This window comes from Acetobacter lovaniensis (assembly GCF_014207635.1).
GTDB classification, from domain to species: domain Bacteria; phylum Pseudomonadota; class Alphaproteobacteria; order Acetobacterales; family Acetobacteraceae; genus Acetobacter; species Acetobacter lovaniensis.
The window spans coordinates 135,695-157,512 of sequence record NZ_JACHIE010000002.1 but is presented as its reverse complement, the minus strand read 5'-3'; the positions used below and the strand labels follow the sequence as shown (position 1 = coordinate 157,512).

The following is a 21,818-nucleotide window of genomic DNA, read 5'->3' as shown; positions in this document are numbered from 1 at the left end:
GGTTTTAGCGCTTCCACCACCCGGTACGGCGGCGGGTAGCGGGCGGGCTGTCCTCAATCACGATCGGCTGCACCAGAGGTTCGGCTTTTTCCTCTGTTGCAGGGGCGGTCGTGGCGTCAGCCTGCGGTGCGGCCTCTGCGCTGGTTTTGCGCGTGGTGCGGCGGCGGGTCGGCTTTTTTGGGGCCTCTTCCTCCGCGCCCTGTGCGGCAGGGGTATCCTGCACCGTTTCGGCTTCCGTGCCTGCGGCAGCGGTTCTGCCGCGTGGTGCGCGGCGGCGGGCCGGTTTTTGGGGCGCGGCTTCGGTGGCTTCACCCGCATCGACCGCTGAGGTCGGCGCTTTGGGTTCCGCCGGTGCGTCCGCCGTGTCCGCGCCCGGCGCGTTGGCTCTGGCTACGGCCGGTTTGCGCGTAGGGCGGCGGCGGCCGGGCTTTCTGGGCGCTTCCTGCTCATCAACCTGCGCATCTGCCTGCGGGGCAGGTGCGGCTTCGGCCACCATATCCTTACGGCTGGGTTCTCTGGCTGCGGGAGCAGGGCGGGCCTGCGCACTGTTTTCCAGCAGTTCAAAAATATCCGGTCCATCACCAAACGGGTTGGCAGGGGTTGGCCCGGTCCAGACCGCGCGTTGCGGGCGTGGGGCTGGGCCTTCCTCTATGGCCACGCGCTGTTCTGACCCCGATTCGGGAGCCTGACGCTGCACGCGGGAGTGACGAGTGCGGCGGCGGCCGGGAACAAGGTGCTGCCCATCCGTGCCCTGCTGCGGAGCGGGGGTGGACTCAGCCGCTGCTGGCTCGTCGGTGTCTTCCGCGTCCGCTTGGGTGGAAGCGGGAGCGCCATTCTGCCCCTGTGCATTGGCGTTGCCATTCCCGCCACGGCGGCGACGGCGACGGCGACGGCGGCGTGGTTCTTCATCCCCGCTGGCGGTTTCTGCCGTGTCGGGGGTGGCGCTGGAGGGGAGAGCCGCGGGTGCAGGTGTGGGAATGTCCGCATCCACGTCCACATCCACATTTTCGACCGGAGGTAGTGCCTGCTGCTGTACTGCCGCCATGGGGCGGGGTGGGGAGCGGCGTTCGATGCGGATTTCCGGCGCGGGGAGTGTGTTGTCGGGGGAGAACAGCACGTCCATCTGGTGGCGCTGCTCAATATTGGCCAGCCAGTCGCGTTTGTTGTTGAGGATGTAGAAGGCAATTTCAGCCGCCACATGCACCGTAATGGCGCCAGCACGGCGGCGTGCGCCTTCTTCTTCCACGGAGCGCAGCACATGCAGGGCGGAGCTTTCCACGCTGCGGGTCATGCCGGTGCCGTTGCAGTGCGGGCAGACCGTAAAGGCCGCTTCCGCCACAGAAGGACGCAGCCTCTGGCGGGACATTTCCAGCAGGCCAAAATGCGATATGGAGCCGATCTGGATACGGGCGCGGTCGTGGCGCAGGGCGTCCTTCAGGCGGCGTTCGATGGTGGCGTTGTGGCGGCGGGATTCCATGTCAATAAAGTCAATGACAATCAACCCGGCCAGATCGCGCAGGCGGAGCTGGCGGGCCACCTCGTCCGCGGCTTCCTGATTGGTGCGGAAGGCGGTTTCTTCAATGTTCCGCTGGCTGGTGGCCTTGCCGGAGTTCACGTCAATGGCGACGAGTGCTTCGGTCTGGTTGATGACCAGATACCCACCCGAGCGCAGCGCCACCACGGGGGAGAACATGGCGTCCAGATGCCCTTCCACATTGTAGTGGGTAAAGAGCGGCTGGTGTTCCTTGCTCCATAGACGGACTTTTTCTGCATGCTGGGGCATGAGCATGCGCATGAAGTCGCGCGCGGCTTTCCATCCGCTTTCACCGTCCACCACAATCTCGCTGACATCGCGCGTGTACACATCGCGGATGGCGCGTTTGACCAGACTGGCTTCCTCATAAATCAGAGCGGGGGCCATGGACTGGAGCGTATGTTCGCGAATGTCGTCCCACAGATGGAGCAGGTACTCGCAGTCACGCGTAATTTCGGGGCCGGGGCGCTGGGCACCAGCAGTGCGGACGATCATGGCCATGCCGCGCGGCAGGTTCAGGCTGCTTACAATATCGCGCAGGCGGCGGCGGTCGGCCACGGATGTAATCTTGCGGGAAACACCGCCCCCACGCAGCGCGTTGGGCATGAGCACGCAGTAACGGCCAGCGAGCGAGACGTAGGTGGTGAGCGCTGCACCCTTGTTGCCACGTTCTTCCTTGACGACCTGCACCAGCAGAACCTGACGGCGGCGGATAACTTCCTGAATGCGGTAGTTGCGCAGGAAGCGGGCAATCCGCTTCTGGATAAGCGCTTCCTCACCCGTATCGGTTTCACCGCTGACGTATTCGGGCGTTTCCTGCCGGTCTTCATCCCCTTCGGCCCCGTCATGATCGGCGGTGCTGGAGGTTTCATCCGCTTCGGCGTCCGCGTTGTGGGCGGTGGCTTCGTCCTCATCAGAGTCGTCGAGCAGTGTTTCTTCTTCCGCCTGAAGGGCCAGAAGTTTTTCACGGTCGGCAACCGGAATCTGGTAGTAATCCGGATGAATTTCGCTAAAGGCGAGAAAACCGTGCCGGTTGCCGCCATATTCCACAAAGGCGGCCTGCAGGCTGGGTTCTACGCGAATAACGCGAGCGAGGTAGATATTGCCTTTAAGCTGCTTTTTTGAAGCAGATTCAACATCGTAATCTTCAAGTCTATTTCCGTCCATGACAACAACACGCGTTTCTTCCGCGTGTGTTGCGTCGATCAGCATCCGCTTTGACATAAAAAGAAAAACTCCGGTGCGCTGGTGGCCAGCCTGAGCGGTGCTTTTGCCAACATGGCGCAGCACGGAGCAGGGGCGCTTCCAGCGGGTATAAACAGGCGTGAAATGGAAAACCGAAGGTGCACCCAACGTCCGCTGACAGCCGCGCGCCAGTCCCCGGCAGGCATGCTGGTGCCTGTGGTCTGGCCGAGATACTCAGGGCAATGGGGCGAGCTATGGTCGTGTATCCTTCAATCATCACTTTGCTCGGCTTTCCGGTGTTGGGTGGTGGCGGGGCATGCCGCGCAGACACAACGCCCGAAAAGCTACAGGCAGGGCGCACGGCAGGTACACTAATGCCCAGATGCCATGCACATTAAGCATGACCCAAATACAGCAAGACTGCAAGCTATTCGTAACAAAGGCTTTGGGGTGTAAATGAGTGGTTATTTTTTTGCCATTTTTCGGGCACAGTGTTGAGCAGACAACTCAAGGATAAAGGCACGCTTGATGGCACCGCACAGGCCGGACCATGTTTGGTCGGACACGCACCTGCTGCTCCCTGTACCCCAGAGCCTGTCCGTGCCACGCAGAACCTTCCTGACCAATGTGGCTGGCGGGGTGGTTGGAGCTGGTGTTCTGCTCAGTGCCCCGGCGCGCGCGCGTACGGCGTCCCACGCTACTGCTGTGCACGCACCTGCCGTGGTCGGCCTTGCCCAGCCCCCCAAGCCGCTGGTCATGCTGGACCCGGGGCATGGGGGCAAGGACCCTGGAGCTATTGGTTTTTCCGGCACCTATGAAAAGCACGTGGCAGAGGCCGCAGCGCAGGAGCTTGCACGGCAGTTGCTGGCAACGGGGCGCTACCGTGTGGCCCTTACGCGTTCGAGTGACCATTTTATTCCGCTGGACGGGCGGGTGGACATGGCCCAGCAGCACGGGGCCTCTCTCTTTGTGTCCATGCACGCCGATGCGCTGCACGATGCCAGCGTGCGTGGGGCGAGCGTGTACACCCATGCCCACGGGGCATCGGACAGCCAGACGGCGGATCTGGCCCGTACAGAAAATAGTGCGGACCGGTTTGGTGGTCCCATGGTGCACGGGGCCTCGCCCGAAGTGCAGCGTATTCTGGCCAGTCTGGTAACGGAGGAAACCCGTAAGGGGTCCTCGCATATGGCGCAGGCGGTGGTATCGGCTTTTCAGTCCCGCGTGCAGCTTTTAACGCATCCGCACCGTCATGCCGCGTTTGCGGTGCTTAAATCCGCACAGATTCCCTCGGTTCTGGTGGAAATGGGCTTTATGTCCAACCGGCTGGATGAGGCCGCACTACGGCAGGCCGGGCACAGAGCCATGGTGGCAGGGGCCATGTGCCATGCCGTTAACCTGTATTTTGCCTCTGCTGGTGCGGGGCTGGCAGGCTAGGAGCGTTTTTGGGCGTGTGCTGTTGCAGGGAACGGCAGAAATAGCCTGCGGCCAAATTACTGGCGGCTCACGCCCGGAGCATCAGGATTTTTGAAGAAGGGGAAAGTAAAGCGGGAGGCCAGAAAAGCAGAAGCCCCCTTGCGGGGGCTGCTTTGCTTGACAAATTCCCGGGGGAGAATTTGGTGCCCAGAAGAAGACTCGAACTTCCACAACCTTTCGGTCACAGGTACCTGAAACCTGCGCGTCTACCAATTCCGCCATCTGGGCTCAAATGGCAACCCGGAGTGTTCCGGGCTGGTGAAGAGGCATTTACCCCGCACATATGCTACCGTCAACAGGTAAAATGATTTTTTTTGACGAATTTGTGTCGGCCCCTCCTCTGGCCTGTTGGGGGCGAATGCAACACAGTGCATGGATTGCGTGAAGCGCAAAAGACTGAAGCAAGGGAATGCGGGCATGAGTGGGAACAAGACTGCGGCCGTGCTGGGCGGGAATGGCTTTGTCGGCCAGTATGTTGTGCAGTGTCTGGCGCAGGCCGGGTACACGGTGCGTGTCGCCAGCCGAAGGCCGGACCAGAGTGCCCTGCTGCGGCCCTTGGGGCGGGTAGGGCAGGTTGCGCCCTTTTATGCCTCGGTGCTGGATGACAGCACGGTAGCCTGCGTCGTGCGCGGGGCGGATGTGGTGGTCAACCTTGCGGCGGTTCTGTCCTCCTCCTCCGCGCAGAGCCTTCAGGCGGTCAATGTGGAAGGGGCGGGGCGTGTGGCCCGCCTTGCGGCGGAAGCCGGGGTTGCGCGCTATGTGCACATGTCCGCCCTTGGTGCTTCGGCCGATGCGCCCTCTGCCTACGGGCGGAGCCGTGCCGCGGGGGAAGCGCTGGTCAGGCAGTTCCGCCCGGATGCCTCCCTTGTTCGCCCTTCGGTCATTTTTGGGCCGGAAGACAAATTCTTTAATCTGTTTGGTGCGCTGGCACGCTACCTGCCGTTTATGCCGGTCTATGGGGCAACCACCCGCGTGCAGCCTGTTTATGTGGGGGATGTGGCGCAGGCCGTGGCGCAGTTGGCGACCACACCCGAACTGGCTGGGCGGGAATGGCAGCTTGGCGGGCCGGATATTATGACCATGCAGGATATTGCCGAGTTCGCATTGCAGCAGACGCAGCGTGACAGGCCCGTTATGCGTGTGCCTCTGGCGCTGGCACGGTTGCAGGCAGCGGTGCTGGAGCGCCTGCCCGGCAAGCTGCTCACACGTGACCAGTTGCTCATGCTCTCGCAGGATAATGTTGTGCCGCCAACGGAAACGGGGTTCGAGGTGCTGGGTATTGTGCCGCGCAGCGTGGCGGCCTGTGTGCCCTTCTATCTGGAACGGTACAGGGCTGGCGGCGGTCGGTCCGGGGTTTTTGTTCCACAACGGTAGGTTGGGTTCATAAAGGTCCGGAATGGAACCGATTATTTTATAAAAAATACGCCATTTAACGCTATTCCGGGCCTAAAATTAAAATAGGTAAGTAATGCTGTCTTTTTATCTGGAAGGATAACAGGCACTTTCCCTCCTGCTTGATTTTAGGGGGGCGAGGACTGTCTGCCGCGCCCTTGTTAGCCGGGGATGGCGTATGACAACCAAGATGCTGAAATTTGTCTCCGTTCCGCAAAAGCAGCCACAAAAGCGCACGGCGGCTGAGCGGCGGACGGATTTTGACGAAATTTACGATGACTTTAAGCCAGAACAGGCCACCGAACAGGCTAGCCGCTGCTCGCAGTGTGGCGTTCCGTTTTGCTCTGTTCACTGCCCGTTGGGGAACAACATTCCCGACTGGCTGATGCTCACGGCTCAGGGCCGGCTGGAGGAGGCTTATGGTGTCTCCTCCGCTACCAACACCTTCCCCGAAATCTGTGGCCGCATCTGCCCGCAGGATCGCCTGTGCGAAGGAAGCTGCGTGATCGAGCCGGGGTTCGAGAGCGTGACCATTGGCGCGGTTGAGCGGTTTGTAACGGACACGGCGTTTGAAAACGGCTGGGTCAAGCCGGTCAGCCCCCTGCGTGAGCGCGCCGAATCCGTAGGGATCGTCGGGGCTGGCCCCGCAGGGCTGGCCGCGGCAGACCAGTTGCGTGCGCAGGGTTATCAGGTCCATGTCTATGACCGGTATGACCGCGTGGGCGGCCTGCTGGTGTATGGTATTCCCGGCTTCAAGCTTGAAAAGCATATTGTGGCCCGCAGGCATGAACTGCTGGTGGAGGGCGGTGTTGTCTTCCATCTGGGGCAGGGCATTGGCAACGGTCCGGGCGAGTTGTCCTTTGCCGAACTGCGTGGGCGGCATAATGCGCTGCTGATCGCAACAGGCGTGTACAAGTCCCGCGCAATTGGTGGCCCCGGTGCGGGCCTTGCGGGGATTGAAAAGGCGCTGGATTACCTGACCGCCTCCAACCGTCGCTCTCTTGGGGATGTCCTGCCCGATGAGGCGCAGGCGCTGGATGCCGCGGGTAAAAACGTGGTGGTGCTGGGTGGTGGTGACACGGCCATGGACTGCGTACGCACGGCTATCCGCCAGGGTGCCAGATCGGTGCGCTGCCTCTATCGCCGCGACCGTGCGAACATGCCCGGCTCCACGCGTGAGGTGAAGAACGCGGAAGAAGAAGGCGTGCAGTTTGAATGGCTGGCCGCCCCCGAAGCGTTTCTGGGCGACACCCACGTAACAGGCGTGCGCGCATCCCGCATGAAGCTGGGCCTGCCCGATGCCTCTGGCCGCCAGTCGGTGGAACCGCTGGAAGGCTCTTCCTTTACGCTGGAAGCGGATCTGGTGATCGCAGCCCTCGGCTTTGACCCCGAACCCCTGCCGCAGTTGTGGGATGAGCCCGCTCTGGCGGCATCGCGCTGGGGTACGCTCAAGGTGGACCAGAAAAGCTTTATGACCTCGCTGCCCGGTGTGTTTGCAGCAGGGGATATTGTGCGTGGGGCCAGTCTGGTCGTGTGGGCGATCAAGGACGGGCGGGAAGCCGCCCAGAGCATCCATGAGTGGATCAGGGCCGATGCAATGGCTCGTACGGCGGAGCAGGGATAATGGATATGGAACAGTTTTCGCACACTGTTTCCGCTGAAAGCGGTGAAGAGTTTCTCAAGGCGTGGGACGCCAACGTACAGGCGCTGGATGGGGTGTATGACCCGGCGGACGAGCGCGATTCCTGCGGTGTGGGTCTTGTGGCGGCACTGGACGGCAAGCGTCGGCGTGAGGTGGTGGAAGCTGGTATAGCCGCGCTTAAAGCCATCTGGCACCGTGGCGCGGTGGATGCCGATGGCAAAACGGGCGACGGCGCGGGCATTCATGTAGAAATCCCGCAGGAGTTTTTTGCTGACGCCATCACCAGCACGGGCGACCGCCCGAGCGATGGCCCCATTGCCGTGGGGCAGGTGTTTTTGCCCAAGACCGATTTTGTGGCGCAGGAACAGTGCCGCCAGATTATCGAAACCCAGATTCTGGCCTTTGGCTATGGCATTTACGGCTGGCGTCAGGTGCCGATCGACACCTCCTGCATTGGTGAAAAAGCCAATGCAACCCGGCCCGAAATCGAGCAGATCCTTATCCGCAACCTGCCGGGCAAAACGGAGGAAGCGTTTGAGCGCGACCTCTACGTTATTCGCCGCAGAATAGAAAAGGCCGCCATTGCGGCGCAGGTGGATCTGTATATCTGCTCGCTCTCCTGCCGCTCCCTTATCTATAAGGGCATGTTCCTTGCCGAGCATCTGACCGAGTTCTACCCGGATCTGCTGGATGCGCGTTTTGTCAGCCGCTTTGCCATTTACCACCAGCGGTATTCGACCAACACCTTCCCCACATGGAAGCTGGCTCAGCCGTTCCGCCGCCTTGCCCATAATGGTGAAATCAACACCATTTCGGGCAACATCAACTGGATGAAAAGCCACGAAACACGGCTGTCTCACCCGGATCTGGACCCGTGGATGGCGGACATCAAGCCGCTGGTGCAGGCTGGTGGGTCGGATACGGCAACGCTGGATAACGTGTTTGAACTGCTGACCTTTGGCGGGCGGGATGCGCCCGCTGCCAAGGCGCTGATGATCCCCGCCAGCGTGGGCGGCAATGCGACCATGAAGCCCGAACACCGGGACATGTTCACCTACTGCAACGCGGTTATGGAACCGTGGGACGGCCCCGCCGCCCTGTGCGCGACCGATGGCCGCTGGGTTGTGGCCGGGCTGGACCGTTCCGGCCTGCGCCCGCTGCGCTATACGGTGACAACGGATAACCTGCTGATTGTGGGTTCCGAAACCGGTATGGTGCGCGTGCCTGAAAACGCCATTGTCAGCCGTGGCCGCCTTGGCCCGGGCGAGATGATTGGTGTGGATCTGGACGACGCCAAACTCTACGGCAACAGCGCCCTGCTGGATGTGCTGTCCTCCCGTCAGGATTTTTCTGACTGGATCAAACGCACCCAGAAGATCGGCCATCTTGTCCGCTCCGAAGTGACCGAGCCGGTTTACTACACGGGCGATGAGCTGCGCCGCCGCCAGCTGGCCGTAGGCACCACGCTGGAAGAGCTGGAAACCCTGCTCCACCCGATGGTGGAAGACGCGAGCGAAGCCATCGGCTCCATGGGGGATGATACACCTCTGGCCGTGCTGTCGCCCCGTTACCGTGGCCTGTCGCACTATTTCCGCCAGATGTTCAGCCAGGTGACCAACCCGCCCATCGACAGCCTGCGTGAATCGGGGGTGATGAGCCTTGCCACGCGTCTGGGTAACCTTGGCAACATTCTCGACCAGTCGGCCGAGCAGTGCGACATGCTGCAACTGCCCAGCCCGGTTCTGACCTCGGGCGAGTATGAGGCCCTGCGCGGCTTCTGCGGTGCGTCTGCCAGTGTGATTGACTGCACCTTCCCCGCAAAGGATGGTGAGGCCGGTCTGCGTGAGGCCATTGCCCGCATCCGCCGCGAAGCGGAGGAAAGCGTGCGGGGTGGCTGCACCCATGTCTTCCTGACGGATGAAGGCCAGTCCCCCGACCGGGCTTCCATCCCCATGATTCTGGCCACCGGGGCCGTGCATACGCATCTGGTACGGACGTCCCTGCGTACCTTTACCTCGCTTAACGTGCGCACCTCCACGGCGCTGGATGTGCATGCCATTGCCGTGACCATTGGTGTGGGGGCCACAACGGTTAACCCGTATCTGGCGCAGGAAAGCATTGCAGACCGCCATCGTCGTGGCCTGTTTGGCAGCCGTAGCCTGCGTGAGTGCATGGAGCGCTACCGCAAGGCGGTGGACAAGGGTCTGCTCAAGATCATGTCCAAAATGGGTATTTCCATTGTGGCGTCCTACCGTGGTGGCTGCAACTTTGAAGCCGTGGGCCTGTCCCGCGCGCTTACGGCGGAGTTCTTCCCCGGTATGCCTTCGCGCATTTCCGGTATTGGCCTGTCGGGTATTGCCCGCAACGCGCTCAGCTTCCACGAGCAGGCATGGGGTTCGGCTTCCGCGCTTACCCTGCCGGTTGGCGGGCTGTACAAACTGCGCCGCAGTGGGGAGCAGCACGCATTTGATGGCGGGCTGATCCATATGCTCCAGACCGCCGTGGCAACAGACAGCTTTACCATTTACCAGCGTTATGCCGATGCCGTGCGTGCCCAGCCGCCCGTGGCCCTGCGTGACCTGCTCGACTTCCGCGAAGGGCGCACGCCCATTCCGGTAGAAGAGGTGGAAAGCATTACGCAGCTGCGTAAACGCCTGATCTCGCCTGCCATTTCGCTCGGCGCCCTCAGCCCTGAAGCGCATGAGACCCTTTCCATCGCCATGAACCGGATTGGCGCAAAATCCGATTCCGGTGAGGGTGGGGAAGATCCGGCACGCGCCAAGCCACGCCCGAATGGGGATAACGCATCCTCCGCCATCAAACAGGTGGCGTCTGGCCGCTTTGGGGTGACCGCGCAGTATCTGAACGACTGCCGCGAGCTGGAAATCAAGGTGGCCCAGGGGGCCAAGCCGGGTGAGGGCGGGCAGTTGCCCGGCTTCAAGGTAACCGAGCTTATTGCCAAGCTGCGCCATGCAACGCCGGGGGTCACGCTGATCTCCCCGCCGCCGCACCACGATATTTATTCCATCGAGGATCTGGCCCAGCTTATTTATGACCTCAAGCAGATCAACCCTGATGCCAGCGTAACCGTTAAACTGGTGGCCCGTTCGGGTATTGGCACCATTGCCGCGGGTGTGGCCAAGGCCAAGGCCGACGCCATTCTTATTTCCGGCCATTCCGGTGGTACGGGGGCAAGCCCGGTCAGCTCCATCAAATACGCGGGTCTGCCGTGGGAGCTGGGGCTGGCGGAAACGCATCAGGTTCTCATGCTCAACCGTCTGCGCCACCGCGTGCGCCTGCGTGCCGATGGTGGCATCAAGACCGGGCGTGATGTGGTGATCGCCGCCATGCTGGGTGCGGAAGAGTTTGGTATTGGCACGGCCAGCCTTGTGGCCATGGGCTGCATTATGGTGCGCCAGTGCCACTCCAACACCTGCCCGGTTGGCGTGTGCTCGCAGGACCCGGCCATGCGCGCCAAGTTTGAAGGCACGCCGGAAAAGGTGATCAACCTGTTCTCGTTCATTGCGGAGGATGTGCGGAACATTCTGGCCTCCCTTGGCTTCCGTACGCTGAACGAGATTATCGGTCGCACGGACCTGCTGCGTCAGGTTTCCCGCGGGGCGGATTATCTGGACGATCTGGACCTGAACTCCCTGCTTTCGCAGGCAGACCCGGGGCCGTTTGCCCGTTACTGCACGCTTGAAGGCCGTAACGAGGTGCCCGATACGCTGGACGCGCAGATGATCGACGATGCCCGTCCGCTGTTTGACCATGGTGAGAAAATGCAGCTGCACTACAATGTGCAGAACACCCAGCGCGCCATTGGTACACGCATTTCCTCTCTCATCGTGCGCCAGTTCGGCATGAAAACGCTGGCTCCGGGCCACCTGACCGTGCGCCTGCGCGGTTCGGCCGGGCAGTCCCTTGGAGCGTTTGCGGTGCAGGGCCTCAAGCTGGAAGTGCTGGGCGATGCAAACGACTACGTGGGTAAGGGCCTTTCGGGCGCGACCATTACGGTTCGTCCGTCTTCGTCCTCTACGCTCGTGTCCAACCAGAACGCCATTATTGGCAACACGGTACTGTATGGGGCTACGGCGGGCGAACTGTATGCCGCAGGGCAGGCGGGCGAACGCTTTGCCGTGCGGAACTCTGGCGCTACGGCGGTTGTTGAAGGCTGCGGTTCCAACTGCTGCGAATACATGACCGGTGGTACTGTTGTGGTGCTGGGTGAAGTGGGCGACAACTTTGGCGCAGGCTTTACCGGCGGCATGGCCTTTGTGCTGGACAGCAATGGGGGCTTTACCAAGCGCATCAACCCCGAATCCCTGCTGTGGTCGCGTGTAACCGACCCCAGATGGGCCGAAAGTCTGCGCGCTCTGGTGGAACGCCACGTGGAGGAAACCGGCTCGGCCTACGCCTCCATGCTGCTGCATAAGTGGGACGAGGTTCTGCCCCAGTTCTGGCAGATTGTGCCCCGCGACTACGCCAGAATCATCGGCTTTGATGTTGAAGGCGCAGAGCAGGCCAAATCGGCCTGAACCAGCCTTTACAGGGTATGCGGACACAAAACGGGCGGGGGCTTATGGCTCCGGCCCGTTTTGTCGTTCTGGTGCCCTGCCTTTGCATGCAAGGGCTCTCGCCTCTGGTGGATTTGCGCGGTAGAGTGGGGGCATGGAACATACCGCGCATTTTTCCCGTTCGCTGTCACTTCCGCTCATGGCGGCGGAAGCCGGACCTGCCCCTTCCTCCGACCAGAGCGCTGCTGCCCTGCCGCGCTGGGACCTGTCGGCCCTGTACGCGGGCATGGACGACCCGCAACTGGAGGCCGATCTGGCAGGAACTGCCGCGGCCGCCAAAAGCTTTGCCAAGCTGTATCAGGGCCGCCTGAACAGCCTGGACGGCGGGCAACTGGCGCAGGCCATGAGCGAGTTTGAAGAGATCGAGGAAAAACTGGGCCGGGCAGGCTCCTATGCCTCGCTGCTGTTTGCTGCGGATTCGTCCAACCCGTCCATCAGCCGCTTCAGCCAGTCCATTAACGAACGGCTGACCGATATTTCCACCGACCTCCTGTTCTTCGGGCTGGAACTCAACCGGCTGGAAGAGGCCGATCTTCAGGCCAAAATGGATGATCCCGCTCTTGCCCGCTGGCAGCCTTACCTGCGTGATGTGCGCATGTACCGCCCCCACCAGCTTGGCGATGACGTGGAAAAAGTGCTGCTGGAAAAATCCGTAACCGGCGCGCAGGCATGGTGCCGCCTGTTTGATGAAACCATAGCCGCCCTGCGGGTGACGGTGGACGGGCAGACCATGACGGTGGGCGATGCGCTTAACCGCCTGTCCGACACAGACCGTGGCGTGCGTGAGCGCGCAGGCAAGGCCGTGGGGAGCGTGTTTGAAGGCAATGTCCGCCTGTTTGCGCTCATTACCAACACGCTGGCCAAGGACAAATCCATATCCGACGGGCTGCGGCATTATGCCCGCCCCACATCCTCGCGCAATCTGTCCAACATGGTGGAAGATGGCGTGGTGGATGCGCTGGTTTCAGCCGTGCGCACGGATTATCCGCGTCTGTCCCACCGTTATTATGCGCTCAAGGCCAAATGGATGGGGCTGGACAAGCTGGAGCACTGGGACCGCAACGCCCCTCTGCCCGGCTGCGAGGACCGCCAGATTCCGTGGACCGAGGCCAAATCCATTGTGCAGAAGGCGTATGACGGGTTTGACCCGCGCATGGGCAAGGTGATCAACACCTTCCTGACCAGCCCGTGGATTGATGTGCCGCCCGCTCCCGGCAAGTCTCCCGGCGCGTTTGCCCACCCCACCGTGCCGTCGGCCCACCCGTATATCCTGCTTAACTACCACGGCCGCATTCGGGATGTGATGACGCTGGCGCACGAACTGGGGCACGGCGTACATCAGGTTCTGGCGGCGAAGCAGGGTTATCTGATGTCCGACACCCCGCTCACGCTGGCCGAAACCGCCAGTGTGTTTGGTGAGATGCTCACCTTCCAGTCCCTTCTGGACGGGGAAAAAGACCCTGCCCGCCGCCGCCTGCTGCTGGCGGGCAAGGTGGAGGATATGCTCAACACCGTGGTGCGCCAGATTGCGTTCTACGAGTTTGAAACCCGCGTGCATGACGAGCGGAAAAAAGGCGAACTTCTGCCCGAACGGATTGGTGAAATCTGGCGCGCTGTGCAGACCGAAAGCCTTGGTCCGGCCTTTAACTTTACCCCCGATTACGATGTGTTCTGGGCGTATATCCCGCACTTTATCCATTCCCCCTTCTATGTGTACGCCTATGCGTTCGGGGATTGTCTGGTAAACGCGCTGTACAAGGTGTTCAGCGAAGGGGCTCCGGGTTTTCAGGACAAATACATCGCCATGCTGGAAGCCGGTGGCACGCTGCGCCACAAGGAACTGCTGGCTCCCTTCGGGCTGGATGCCTCGGACCCCGGTTTCTGGCGCAAGGGGCTGGATGTGATCTCCGGCTTTATTGAGCAGTTGGAGCAGGCAGAGCATGGCGCGTGATCTTGATAACTCCGGCATGTTCGGGGAATTGCGGCGTATGGTGCAGACTACCGGCACGGTGGGGGGCATTGCCGCACGGATGGCCGGGCACAAAATGGGGATCCGCACTACGGGCCTGACCCATGCGGAAGACCTTAAATCCGTGCTGGGGGGGCTTAAAGGTCCGCTCATGAAGGCAGCACAGCTTCTGGCCACCATACCCGGCGCATTGCCTGAAGAATATGCGGAGGAGCTGGCCCAGCTCCAGTCCAATGCGCCACCCATGGGCTGGAACTTTGTGCGCCGCCGCATGACGGCGGAACTTGGAGCGGGGTGGGAGAAAAACTTCCGCGCCTTTGGCAAGGAGGCCGCCGCTGCGGCCAGCCTTGGGCAGGTGCATCAGGCGGTTCTGGCTGATGGCCGCCGCGTGGCCTGCAAGCTTCAGTACCCGGATATGAACTCGGCGGTGGAGGCGGACCTCAAGCAGTTCCGCATGGCCATTGGTGTTTACCACAAGCTCGACAATGCCATCCGTCAGGATGATGTGGTGGAAGAACTGGCCGAACGCCTGCGGGAAGAGCTGGATTACCGGCGTGAGGCCGCCAATATGCGCCTCTATCACGCCATTTTGCGCGACTGCCCGGATGTAACCGTACCGCTGCCGGTAGATGAACTGAGCACCCGCCGCCTGCTGACCATGGAATGGGTTGCTGGCCAGAACCTGAATGCCGCCATCAAGGCAGGGCTTTCAGACGAGCAGAAAAAGAAAATTGCCCGTGCCCTGTTCCGGGGCTGGTACGTGCCACTCTACCAGTATGGTGTGGTGCATGGCGACCCGCATATGGGCAACTTTACCGTGCGTGAGGATGGCGGGCTGAACCTGCTGGATTTTGGGGCGATCCGCATTTTCCGGCCCTCGTTCATCAAGGGTAATATCGACCTGTACAACGCCCTGCGCACGAAGGACGAGGACCTGGCGGCCCATGCGTACGAGGCATGGGGCTTCAAGGACCTCTCGCGCGAGAAGGTGCGTGTGCTCAATGAATGGGCAAGCCTGCTTTATGCCCCGCTCATGGATAACCGCGAGCGGTATATTCAGGAAGAGAACACCCCAGAACACGGGCGCGAGGTGCTGAGCCGCGTGCATGAAGGGCTGCAAAAAACAGGGGGCGTGCGCCTGCCGCGCGAATTTGTGCTGGTGGACCGCTCGGCCATTGGGCTTGGGTCGGTGTTCATGCGGCTCAAGGTTAAAATGAACTGGAGCGAACTGTTCCACGAAATTGTGGAAGGCTTTGATGAGCAGGCCCTGACCGACCGGCAGAATGCCGCCATAAAAGAGGCCCGCTTCCCCCCCGATGCGCCGCCCGCCACCTGACGGGCGGGCAGGGCGTTACAGGCATGCAAAGGCGGGGTGCGCAAGGGCGGATGCTCCCCTGCACACCCTAACGGGTTCAGTACGCTTTATAGGTCGTCTGCTTGAGGTGCGTCTGGTTATATTCAAGCTGGCGCGGGCTTAGCTGGAATCCTACCTCGAACCGGTAGTCGGAATCGACATTGCGGGGGGGGATCGGCAGGTCGATCGTGACCACCTTGCTGGTGGTGTCAAACGTTGCAAGGTTGGCCGGGAACGTCACGGTGTGGCGGAAGATGTGCTTGTTCACAATCCGGTCCCCATGCAGCACGGCAATAAACCACGGTATGTTCAGTGTCTCGGTAGAGGAGGCTGGGCCGCGTTCAACGGTAATGTGCAGTACGACTCGGGTCTTCAGGTCCTTGGGGCCACCGGCGGAGCATTCGCCCTCCAGCTTGACAATACTGGCCCGCGCCACCAGATCACCAAAACCGGTGCCTTTCCCGTTATACAGGTAGTAGTCTCCGGCCTCGGAAGGGATATGTGTCACGGGGCAGGCAGGTGCGAACTCCATGGAGGCGCTTTCCCCGCCACTACAGGCCGCCAGAGTTGTCAGCAGGCCCATGGCCAGTGCGCCACAGGCGGTTACGCGGGGGAGCTGGTGGCGCAGGCGGGTAAGATCATAAGGCATGGAGTGATCCGGCATTATAAGGGGTGGAGGAACAAAAATAGGTGACGCACCAACCCGCAACGCCCGGCAGCGCGCGTGTTTCACGTCTTGAATGCTGCAAAACGGGTTGCATCACATGCGTCCTTTGCGTAGGCCACAACTGCCACGGCCTTTACCGGGTTTCGGGCGTAGCCTGTTTTCAGTATGCGTCTTCATAGCCAGTTATCTTCTCTATACAGTCCGCTGCAACTTTGGGGAACACCATGCCCGATCAAACTGACACCCTGACCACCACCCAGACCGCGGATACGCAGCATGGCCGCTCACTCAAGGTCCTTCTGGCTGGCCCGCGCGGCTTTTGTGCCGGGGTGGACCGCGCCATCCGTGTGGTGGAGGAAGCCATCCGCCGTTACGGCGCGCCGGTCTATGTCCGACACGAGATCGTTCATAACCGCACCGTCGTAGAGGAGCTGGAGGCACAGGGCGCCATCTTTGTGGAGGAACTGGACGAAGTTCCCGCGGATGGTCACGTTGTTTTTTCCGCCCATGGCGTGCCCAAGACCGTGCCAGCCGAAGCCGAGCGCCGCAATCTTCTGTATCTGGATGCCACATGCCCGCTGGTATCCAAGGTCCACCGCGAGGCCGAGCGCCATTATGCCGCAGGTGGCCCGGAAAGCCGCCATATCCTCATGATCGGTCATGCCGGTCACCCCGAGGTTGTGGGCACCATGGGCCAACTCCCCGCCGGGGCCGTAACCCTGATCAACGATGCAGACGAAGCCCGCAGTGTGCAGCCTGCGGACCCGAGCATGCTGGCGTTTATTACCCAGACCACCCTCTCGGTTGATGATACGGCAGAAATCGTGGACATCCTGCGTGAGCGCTTCCCCCTGATCGAAGGGCCAAAGCGCGAGGATATCTGCTACGCCACCACCAACCGGCAGGAAGCGGTCAAGACCATAGCCCCCGAGTGCGATCTGGTTATTGTTATTGGCTCGCCCAACTCATCCAACTCCCAGCGTCTGCGGGAAGTGGCCGAACGCTCCGGTGCTGCCCGTGCCCTGCTGGTGCCCCGTCTGGATGCGCTGGACTGGTCCGTGCTTGATGGCGTGGGTACGCTGGGCATTACGGCGGGTGCCTCCGCACCGGAAGCACTGGTGCAGGAAATGCTGGCAGAAATGGCCAAGCGTTACACCCTGTGCATTGAAGAACGGATCGTGAAGGAAGAAAACGTAACGTTCCGTCTTCCCGCACCCTTGGGCTAAAGGTGGTTTATGGCCGTTTACACGGACGTTAGCGACGAGGCGCTGCAGGATTTTCTGGCAGATTTTGCCATTGGGGATCTGGTGTCGTTCCGTGGCATTGCCGAGGGGGTGGAGAACACCAACTTCCAGCTGCGTACAACCGAGGGGGATTTTATTCTCACTCTGTACGAAAAGCGGGTGAATGCGCGCGAACTGCCCTGGTTTCTGGGTCTGATGCAGCACCTTGCGCGGGAAGGGGTTACCTGCCCGCAGCCGGTGGCAGACCGGCGGGGGGAAACGCTAAAAACCCTTGCGGGCCGTCCTGCGGCCATTACCACGTTTTTACCCGGTGTCTGGCCGCGTACGGTGCGGGGCGAGCATTGCCGCCCCCTTGGTCGTGCGCTGGCGCAATTGCATGCGGCAGGCCGTTCCTATGCACCAGAGCGCGCCAATGCGCTGGGGCCAACCGCATGGGCACCCCTGCTGCAAAGCTGCGCGGGTGGGGCCAACATGGTGCTGCCGGGTTTACAGGCGGAGCTGGAGCAGGCCCTTGCCCGTATTGTGCCCGCATGGCCGGGCCACGAGGGCAACCCAACTCTGCCGCGCGGGCAAATTCATGCCGACCTGTTCCCCGATAACGTGTTTTTCCTCAACCACGGTGTATCGGGGCTGATTGATTTCTATTTTGCCTGCACGGACTACCTTGCATACGACGTGGCCATCTGCCTGAACGCATGGTGCTTCCAGCCTGATGGCGCGTTTAACGTGACCTTCGCCCGCCAGATGCTGCTGGGGTATGAGGACGTGCGGAAGCTTGATGAGGCCGAGTGCCGTGCCATGCCGGTTCTGGCGCAGGGTGCGGCCATGCGCTTTTTGCTGACCCGGCTGTACGACTGGATCAACACCCCGGCCGATGCGCTGGTCACACCCAAAAACCCGCTGGATTACCTCAAACGGCTCAGGTTCCATCTGGCAACGCAGACTGTGGGTGGTTATGGACTCTGAACCTTCTTCCCCAACTCCGGAAAACCGGATGCAGGTTGAAATCTGGACAGATGGTGGATGCAAGCCCAACCCCGGCCCCGGTGGCTGGGGGGTGTTGCTGCGCTGCAAGGGCGTTGAGCGCGAACTTTCGGGCGGGGAACTGGCCACCACCAATAACCGCATGGAACTGACAGCAGCCGCTGAAGCGCTGGAAGCGCTGACCAAGCCCTGCACCGTTAACCTGCATACCGATAGCGAATATGTGCGGAACGGCATTACGCGTTGGCATACGGGCTGGGTTCGCCGTAACTGGCGCAACGCGGCGGGGGACCCTGTTGCCAATATGGATTTATGGCGGCGCCTGCTGGATGCGGCCAAACCGCATGATGTGTCGTGGCATTGGGTCAAGGGCCACTCTGGCGTGCCGGAGAACGAACTGGTGGACCAGTTGGCCACACAGGCCCGTATCCGCATGGAAGAGCAGAAAGCAGGCGCATAATCCCGCCTGATGACCACCTTTACCTTATAATCTGAGTGGTTTGTGTATCGCCCCCGGTAGGCCGGGGGCGACCCGTGCACCGTAGCGGCTTATGCCGCGTTATGGCTCCATGTCAGACTGGTAAATATCAATATAGTCCTGTGGCGCATCCGGCTTGGCGTTCTGGGGCTGACCAATAACCCGCACATAAATTCTGGTCGAAGGCGTTCCGCCGTTCATCAGCACGCTCCGCGCGGCCAGACCGCGGGCAAGAGCCATGCGGCGTGGGAGCGAGGGATCATCCGCTGATCCTGAACTATAGGCATCCACAAGCGCGCGAACATGCGGCTTGTACGCAAGGTTCTGCCCGAATGCCAGAATGGCCTGATGCGTTTCGGGGTTAAGGTCGGCCGAGCCGGGGGCAAATGTCAGCCGGATACCACCGGGAATGGGCGTGAGAGTGCCGGTAGCCTGAAGCTGCACGGTAGGCTGTGGCGGAATGGGGAAGGGGTGTACCTCCACATCGGATGGAGGCGGAGTAAGCTGCGGCACACCCGGTGGCGCATTGGGGATGGTGGCCTCTGGCAGGGGACGTGCCGGGGCAGGGGCGGTAACCGGCACTTGTGCCTGCGTGGCGCTGGCCCCACCCGAAGGAGCAGGAGCAGGAGCAGGAGCAGGAGCAGGAGCAGGAGCAGGAGCAGGAGCAGGAGCAGGAGCAGGAGCAGGAGCAGGAGCAGGAGCAGGCTGGGTCGTACCGGGTGTGACCACTGGCGCTTGCAATGGCGGCGTGTTCTGTCCTGCTGGTGCTGGTGCTGGTGCTGGTGCTGGTGCTGGTGCTGGTGCTGGTGCTGGTGCTGGTGCTGGTGCTGGTGCTGCGGGGGGCGTGGTCCGGGTGGTGGCGGCACTTGCCGTGGCGGCTGGCTGGGTGGTTTGGGGCGCGGGAGTTTGTACCTGCGGCTGCTGCATGGGCCGGGGGGCGACATGATGCTGGGCACGCGGGTGCGTGGGTGTGTTCTGCCTTGCCTGCGGGGCGGCTGTTCTGGAAGCCGCGGGGGGCTGTGTGTCTGCCAGACTGTCGAGCGCCTGCGCGTTGGTCGTGATCTGGGCATGGGCCGTGCCCGCTCCGACCAGCCCTGCGGCGCAGAGCAGGGAAAAGCGGCACGAAAGGGAGAACATTTTTTTCATTGCAGTGCAGACTAGCCCAGAAGGTGGGAGAGATAAAACGGGGTATTCTGGCAAGGTGGGGCAGAAAGATGTGCCGTCATGCGGAAAACTGCTCTTCTGCAATACGTTCGGAGAGTGTCTGCCCCGGATCAAACAGCAAGGTTACAGTCAGGTTGCGGTCTTCACGCACGTGAACCGAGGTCACGTTGCGCACTTCTATCGAATCGGCCACAGCAGCCACGGGCCGTTTTTCGGCCTCCATGACCGTAAAGCCCACATGGGCGGTAGAGGGCAGCAGCGCGCCACGCCAGCGGCGGGGCCGAAAGGCGCATATGGGGGTAAGCGGGAGCAGATTGCCCGAAAGCGGAACAATAGGCCCGTGAGCGGAAAGATTGTAAGCAGTGGAGCCCGCCGGTGTTGCCAGTAACGCGCCATCGCAGATCAGTTCAGGCACACGGACCAGCCCATCCACATCTATGCGGAGCTTGGCGGCCTGACGGGTCTGGCGGAACAGATACACGTCATTCAGGGCGAGTGCTTCGTGCGTTTCATTGCTGCTGGTGGTGGCGGTCATGCGCAGCGGGTGCAGGGTGGCTGCCTGTGCGTGGAAAAGACGGTGGGGCAGGTCTGCTTCGTCCATCGGGTTCATCAGAAACCCAACGGAGCCACAGTTCATGCCATATACCGGGGCGGTGAGCTGTGTTTCCAGCACCACGCGCAGGGTTTCGAGCATGAAGCCGTCCCCCCCCAGACAGACAATGACTTCCGCATCTCCGGGGTGGCAGTTGCCGTAATGGGCCACCAGCCGGTCAAACTCCATCCGTGCCTCATGCGTGGGGGCGGCCATAAAGGCCAGCCTGCGCGGCGTCTGGGCAAAAAGGGGCTGCGTGGAGGGGGATGCGGCACTCATGCTCTGCCCTGTGGGTGGAGGAAAGAAGAGTGTGTCTTACCCCGCAAGACCGTGGTCCTGAAAGGGGGCGGCCTCATTTTTGGTATGGAGGAAGGCTGGGGCCAGCCGGGTGCCCAGTAGCTCGTCATACACTCCCAGTGTTGCGTGCTGCATGGCCTCGGTCGTGTAATGCGCCACAACCGCCTGCCGGGCGGCCGCGCCCATATGGGCGCGTGATGCGGCCGGGGCGCTGAGTATGGCCAGCATGGCATCGGCCAGTGCCGCCACATTGTTGGGAGGAACGGACAGGCCGGTGACACCATTCTCCACCGTTTCCACCGCCGCCCCGTGGTGGGAGACAATAACCGGGCGACACATGGCCTGCGCTTCCACCACAACACGGCCAAAGGGTTCGGGGCGGAGGGAGGGCACAAGCACCATGGTGGCCAGCGCCATGGCGGCGGGCATGTCCTCGCAGTGTCCGGCAAAGCGGATTCTGTCGTCCAGTCCCAGACTGCTGGCCAGTTGGGTGAGTTCCCGCACGTAGCGCCCGTCCGCCTTGTCGGACCCGGCAAACACGCAGTGCCATGGCCGGTCGGGCAGCCCGGCTTCCAGTTGAGCCAGTGCCTGTAGCACAAGGGCCTGCCCTTTCCATGCGGTAAGCCTGCCGGGCATGAGAATAATGGCCGAACCTGCGGGAACGGCCCATTGCTCGGCAAGCTGATGCATACGCTGCCCGCTGACCGCATGGAGGCTGAACTGTGCGATATCCGCCCCGCGCGGAATAACCCGCAGGCGGGTGGCGGGCACATTGTAGTCCTTGTGAAGCATCCGCCCGATATGCGCGCTTATGGCGATAACCCGGTCCCCGCTGGCCAGCACGGAATTATACAGCTTTTTGCCCGGCATGGTGTTGGCATGGACGCCATGCCATGTGGTGACAAACGCGGTGCGGGTACGCCTGCATGCCATTCTGGCTGTCCAGGCGGGAATGCGGGAGCGGGCATGCACCAGAGCCACATTGTGCTGGTCCAGTATGCGGGCCAGCATACGGGCGTTCTGCCAGATATGTGCGGGGTTGCGACTGCCACAGTCGGGGAGGGTAATATGCTCCGCCCCCAGACTCCGCAGCATGGGCACAAGGCGGCCCCCGCTGCTGGCGACAAGGGCTTTGCCCCCGGCCTGAGTAATGGCCTGCGCCATTTCCAGAGTGCCGCGTTCAACCCCCCCCTGCTGCAGGGCAGGAAGAATTTGCAAAATAACAGGAGAGCTTAGAGAACTGGCCATGGTGCTCCTATTATC

The 21,818-nt window shown here is 61.7% G+C and carries 14 protein-coding genes and 1 tRNA gene; 9 read left to right on the top strand and 6 right to left on the bottom strand.

The window, feature by feature from the left end; translation table 11 throughout:
- Positions 1-4: 4 nt before the first annotated feature.
- Positions 5-2,758: a ribonuclease E/G gene (locus HNR55_RS03940; RefSeq protein WP_242005428.1), complete on the bottom strand. Its 2,754-nt coding sequence runs from the start codon at positions 2,756-2,758 to the stop codon at positions 5-7.
- Between the two features lie 489 nt (positions 2,759-3,247).
- On the opposite strand from HNR55_RS03940, the gene HNR55_RS03935 reads away from it, so the two are divergent.
- On the top strand, positions 3,248-4,156 hold the full coding sequence (locus tag HNR55_RS03935; protein WP_166112097.1) for an N-acetylmuramoyl-L-alanine amidase family protein: 909 nt from the start codon (positions 3,248-3,250) through the stop codon (positions 4,154-4,156).
- 180 nt (positions 4,157-4,336) lie between these two features.
- Here the strand turns inward: HNR55_RS03935 and HNR55_RS03930 are convergent.
- Positions 4,337-4,423 (bottom strand) — tRNA-Leu (locus HNR55_RS03930).
- Positions 4,424-4,612: 189 nt separating this feature from the next.
- On the opposite strand from HNR55_RS03930, the gene HNR55_RS03925 reads away from it, so the two are divergent.
- From HNR55_RS03925 to HNR55_RS03905, 5 genes are all read left to right on the top strand, one after another.
- On the top strand, positions 4,613-5,569 hold the full coding sequence (locus tag HNR55_RS03925) for a complex I NDUFA9 subunit family protein (RefSeq protein ID WP_166111646.1): 957 nt from the start codon (positions 4,613-4,615) through the stop codon (positions 5,567-5,569).
- A gap of 196 nt (positions 5,570-5,765) precedes the next feature.
- Positions 5,766-7,211: an NAD(P)-dependent oxidoreductase gene (locus HNR55_RS03920; protein ID WP_166111643.1), complete on the top strand. Its 1,446-nt coding sequence runs from the start codon at positions 5,766-5,768 to the stop codon at positions 7,209-7,211.
- On the top strand, positions 7,211-11,767 hold the full coding sequence (gltB, locus tag HNR55_RS03915; protein WP_166111640.1) for a glutamate synthase large subunit: 4,557 nt from the start codon (positions 7,211-7,213) through the stop codon (positions 11,765-11,767). Before HNR55_RS03920 ends, gltB begins: the two co-directional genes overlap by 1 nt.
- A 133-nt stretch (positions 11,768-11,900) precedes the next feature.
- Positions 11,901-13,757, top strand: a complete 1,857-nt coding sequence (locus tag HNR55_RS03910; RefSeq protein WP_166111637.1) for a M3 family oligoendopeptidase — start codon at positions 11,901-11,903, stop codon at positions 13,755-13,757.
- On the top strand, positions 13,747-15,111 hold the full coding sequence (locus HNR55_RS03905; protein WP_166111635.1) for an ABC1 kinase family protein: 1,365 nt from the start codon (positions 13,747-13,749) through the stop codon (positions 15,109-15,111). The genes HNR55_RS03910 and HNR55_RS03905 overlap by 11 nt, the downstream gene beginning before the upstream one ends.
- Positions 15,112-15,187: 76 nt before the next feature.
- Here HNR55_RS03905 and HNR55_RS03900 read toward each other — a convergent pair whose 3' ends face one another.
- A complete protein-coding gene (locus HNR55_RS03900) occupies positions 15,188-15,778 on the bottom strand; it encodes a hypothetical protein (protein WP_166111632.1) in 591 nt (196 codons plus the stop codon).
- Between the two features lie 242 nt (positions 15,779-16,020).
- On the opposite strand from HNR55_RS03900, the gene ispH reads away from it, so the two are divergent.
- From ispH to rnhA, 3 genes are read left to right on the top strand one after another with little or no spacing between them, the layout of a single operon-like run.
- A complete protein-coding gene (gene ispH, locus HNR55_RS03895) occupies positions 16,021-17,022 on the top strand; it encodes a 4-hydroxy-3-methylbut-2-enyl diphosphate reductase (protein ID WP_086645653.1) in 1,002 nt (333 codons plus the stop codon).
- Between the two features lie 9 nt (positions 17,023-17,031).
- The gene (locus tag HNR55_RS03890) at positions 17,032-18,006 is read left to right on the top strand and encodes a homoserine kinase (RefSeq protein WP_166111629.1); all 975 of its coding nucleotides are present in this window, start codon (positions 17,032-17,034) and stop codon (positions 18,004-18,006) included.
- A 28-nt stretch (positions 18,007-18,034) separates the two neighbouring features.
- A complete protein-coding gene (gene rnhA, locus HNR55_RS03885; RefSeq protein ID WP_373318173.1) occupies positions 18,035-18,484 on the top strand; it encodes a ribonuclease HI in 450 nt (149 codons plus the stop codon).
- A 99-nt stretch (positions 18,485-18,583) separates the two neighbouring features.
- On the opposite strand, the gene HNR55_RS16705 is transcribed toward rnhA, so the two are convergent.
- The 3 genes from HNR55_RS16705 to HNR55_RS03870 form a co-directional block, all read right to left on the bottom strand.
- Positions 18,584-19,639, bottom strand: a complete 1,056-nt coding sequence (locus HNR55_RS16705) for an OmpA family protein (protein ID WP_198911907.1) — start codon at positions 19,637-19,639, stop codon at positions 18,584-18,586.
- 85 nt (positions 19,640-19,724) lie between these two features.
- Positions 19,725-20,537, bottom strand: a complete 813-nt coding sequence (locus HNR55_RS03875) for an NAD kinase (protein ID WP_166111626.1) — start codon at positions 20,535-20,537, stop codon at positions 19,725-19,727.
- A 36-nt stretch (positions 20,538-20,573) separates the two neighbouring features.
- Complete coding sequence (locus HNR55_RS03870; RefSeq protein ID WP_166111623.1) at positions 20,574-21,803, bottom strand: glycosyltransferase family 4 protein; 1,230 nt, start codon at positions 21,801-21,803, stop codon at positions 20,574-20,576.
- Between the last annotated feature and the right edge of the window lie 15 nt (positions 21,804-21,818).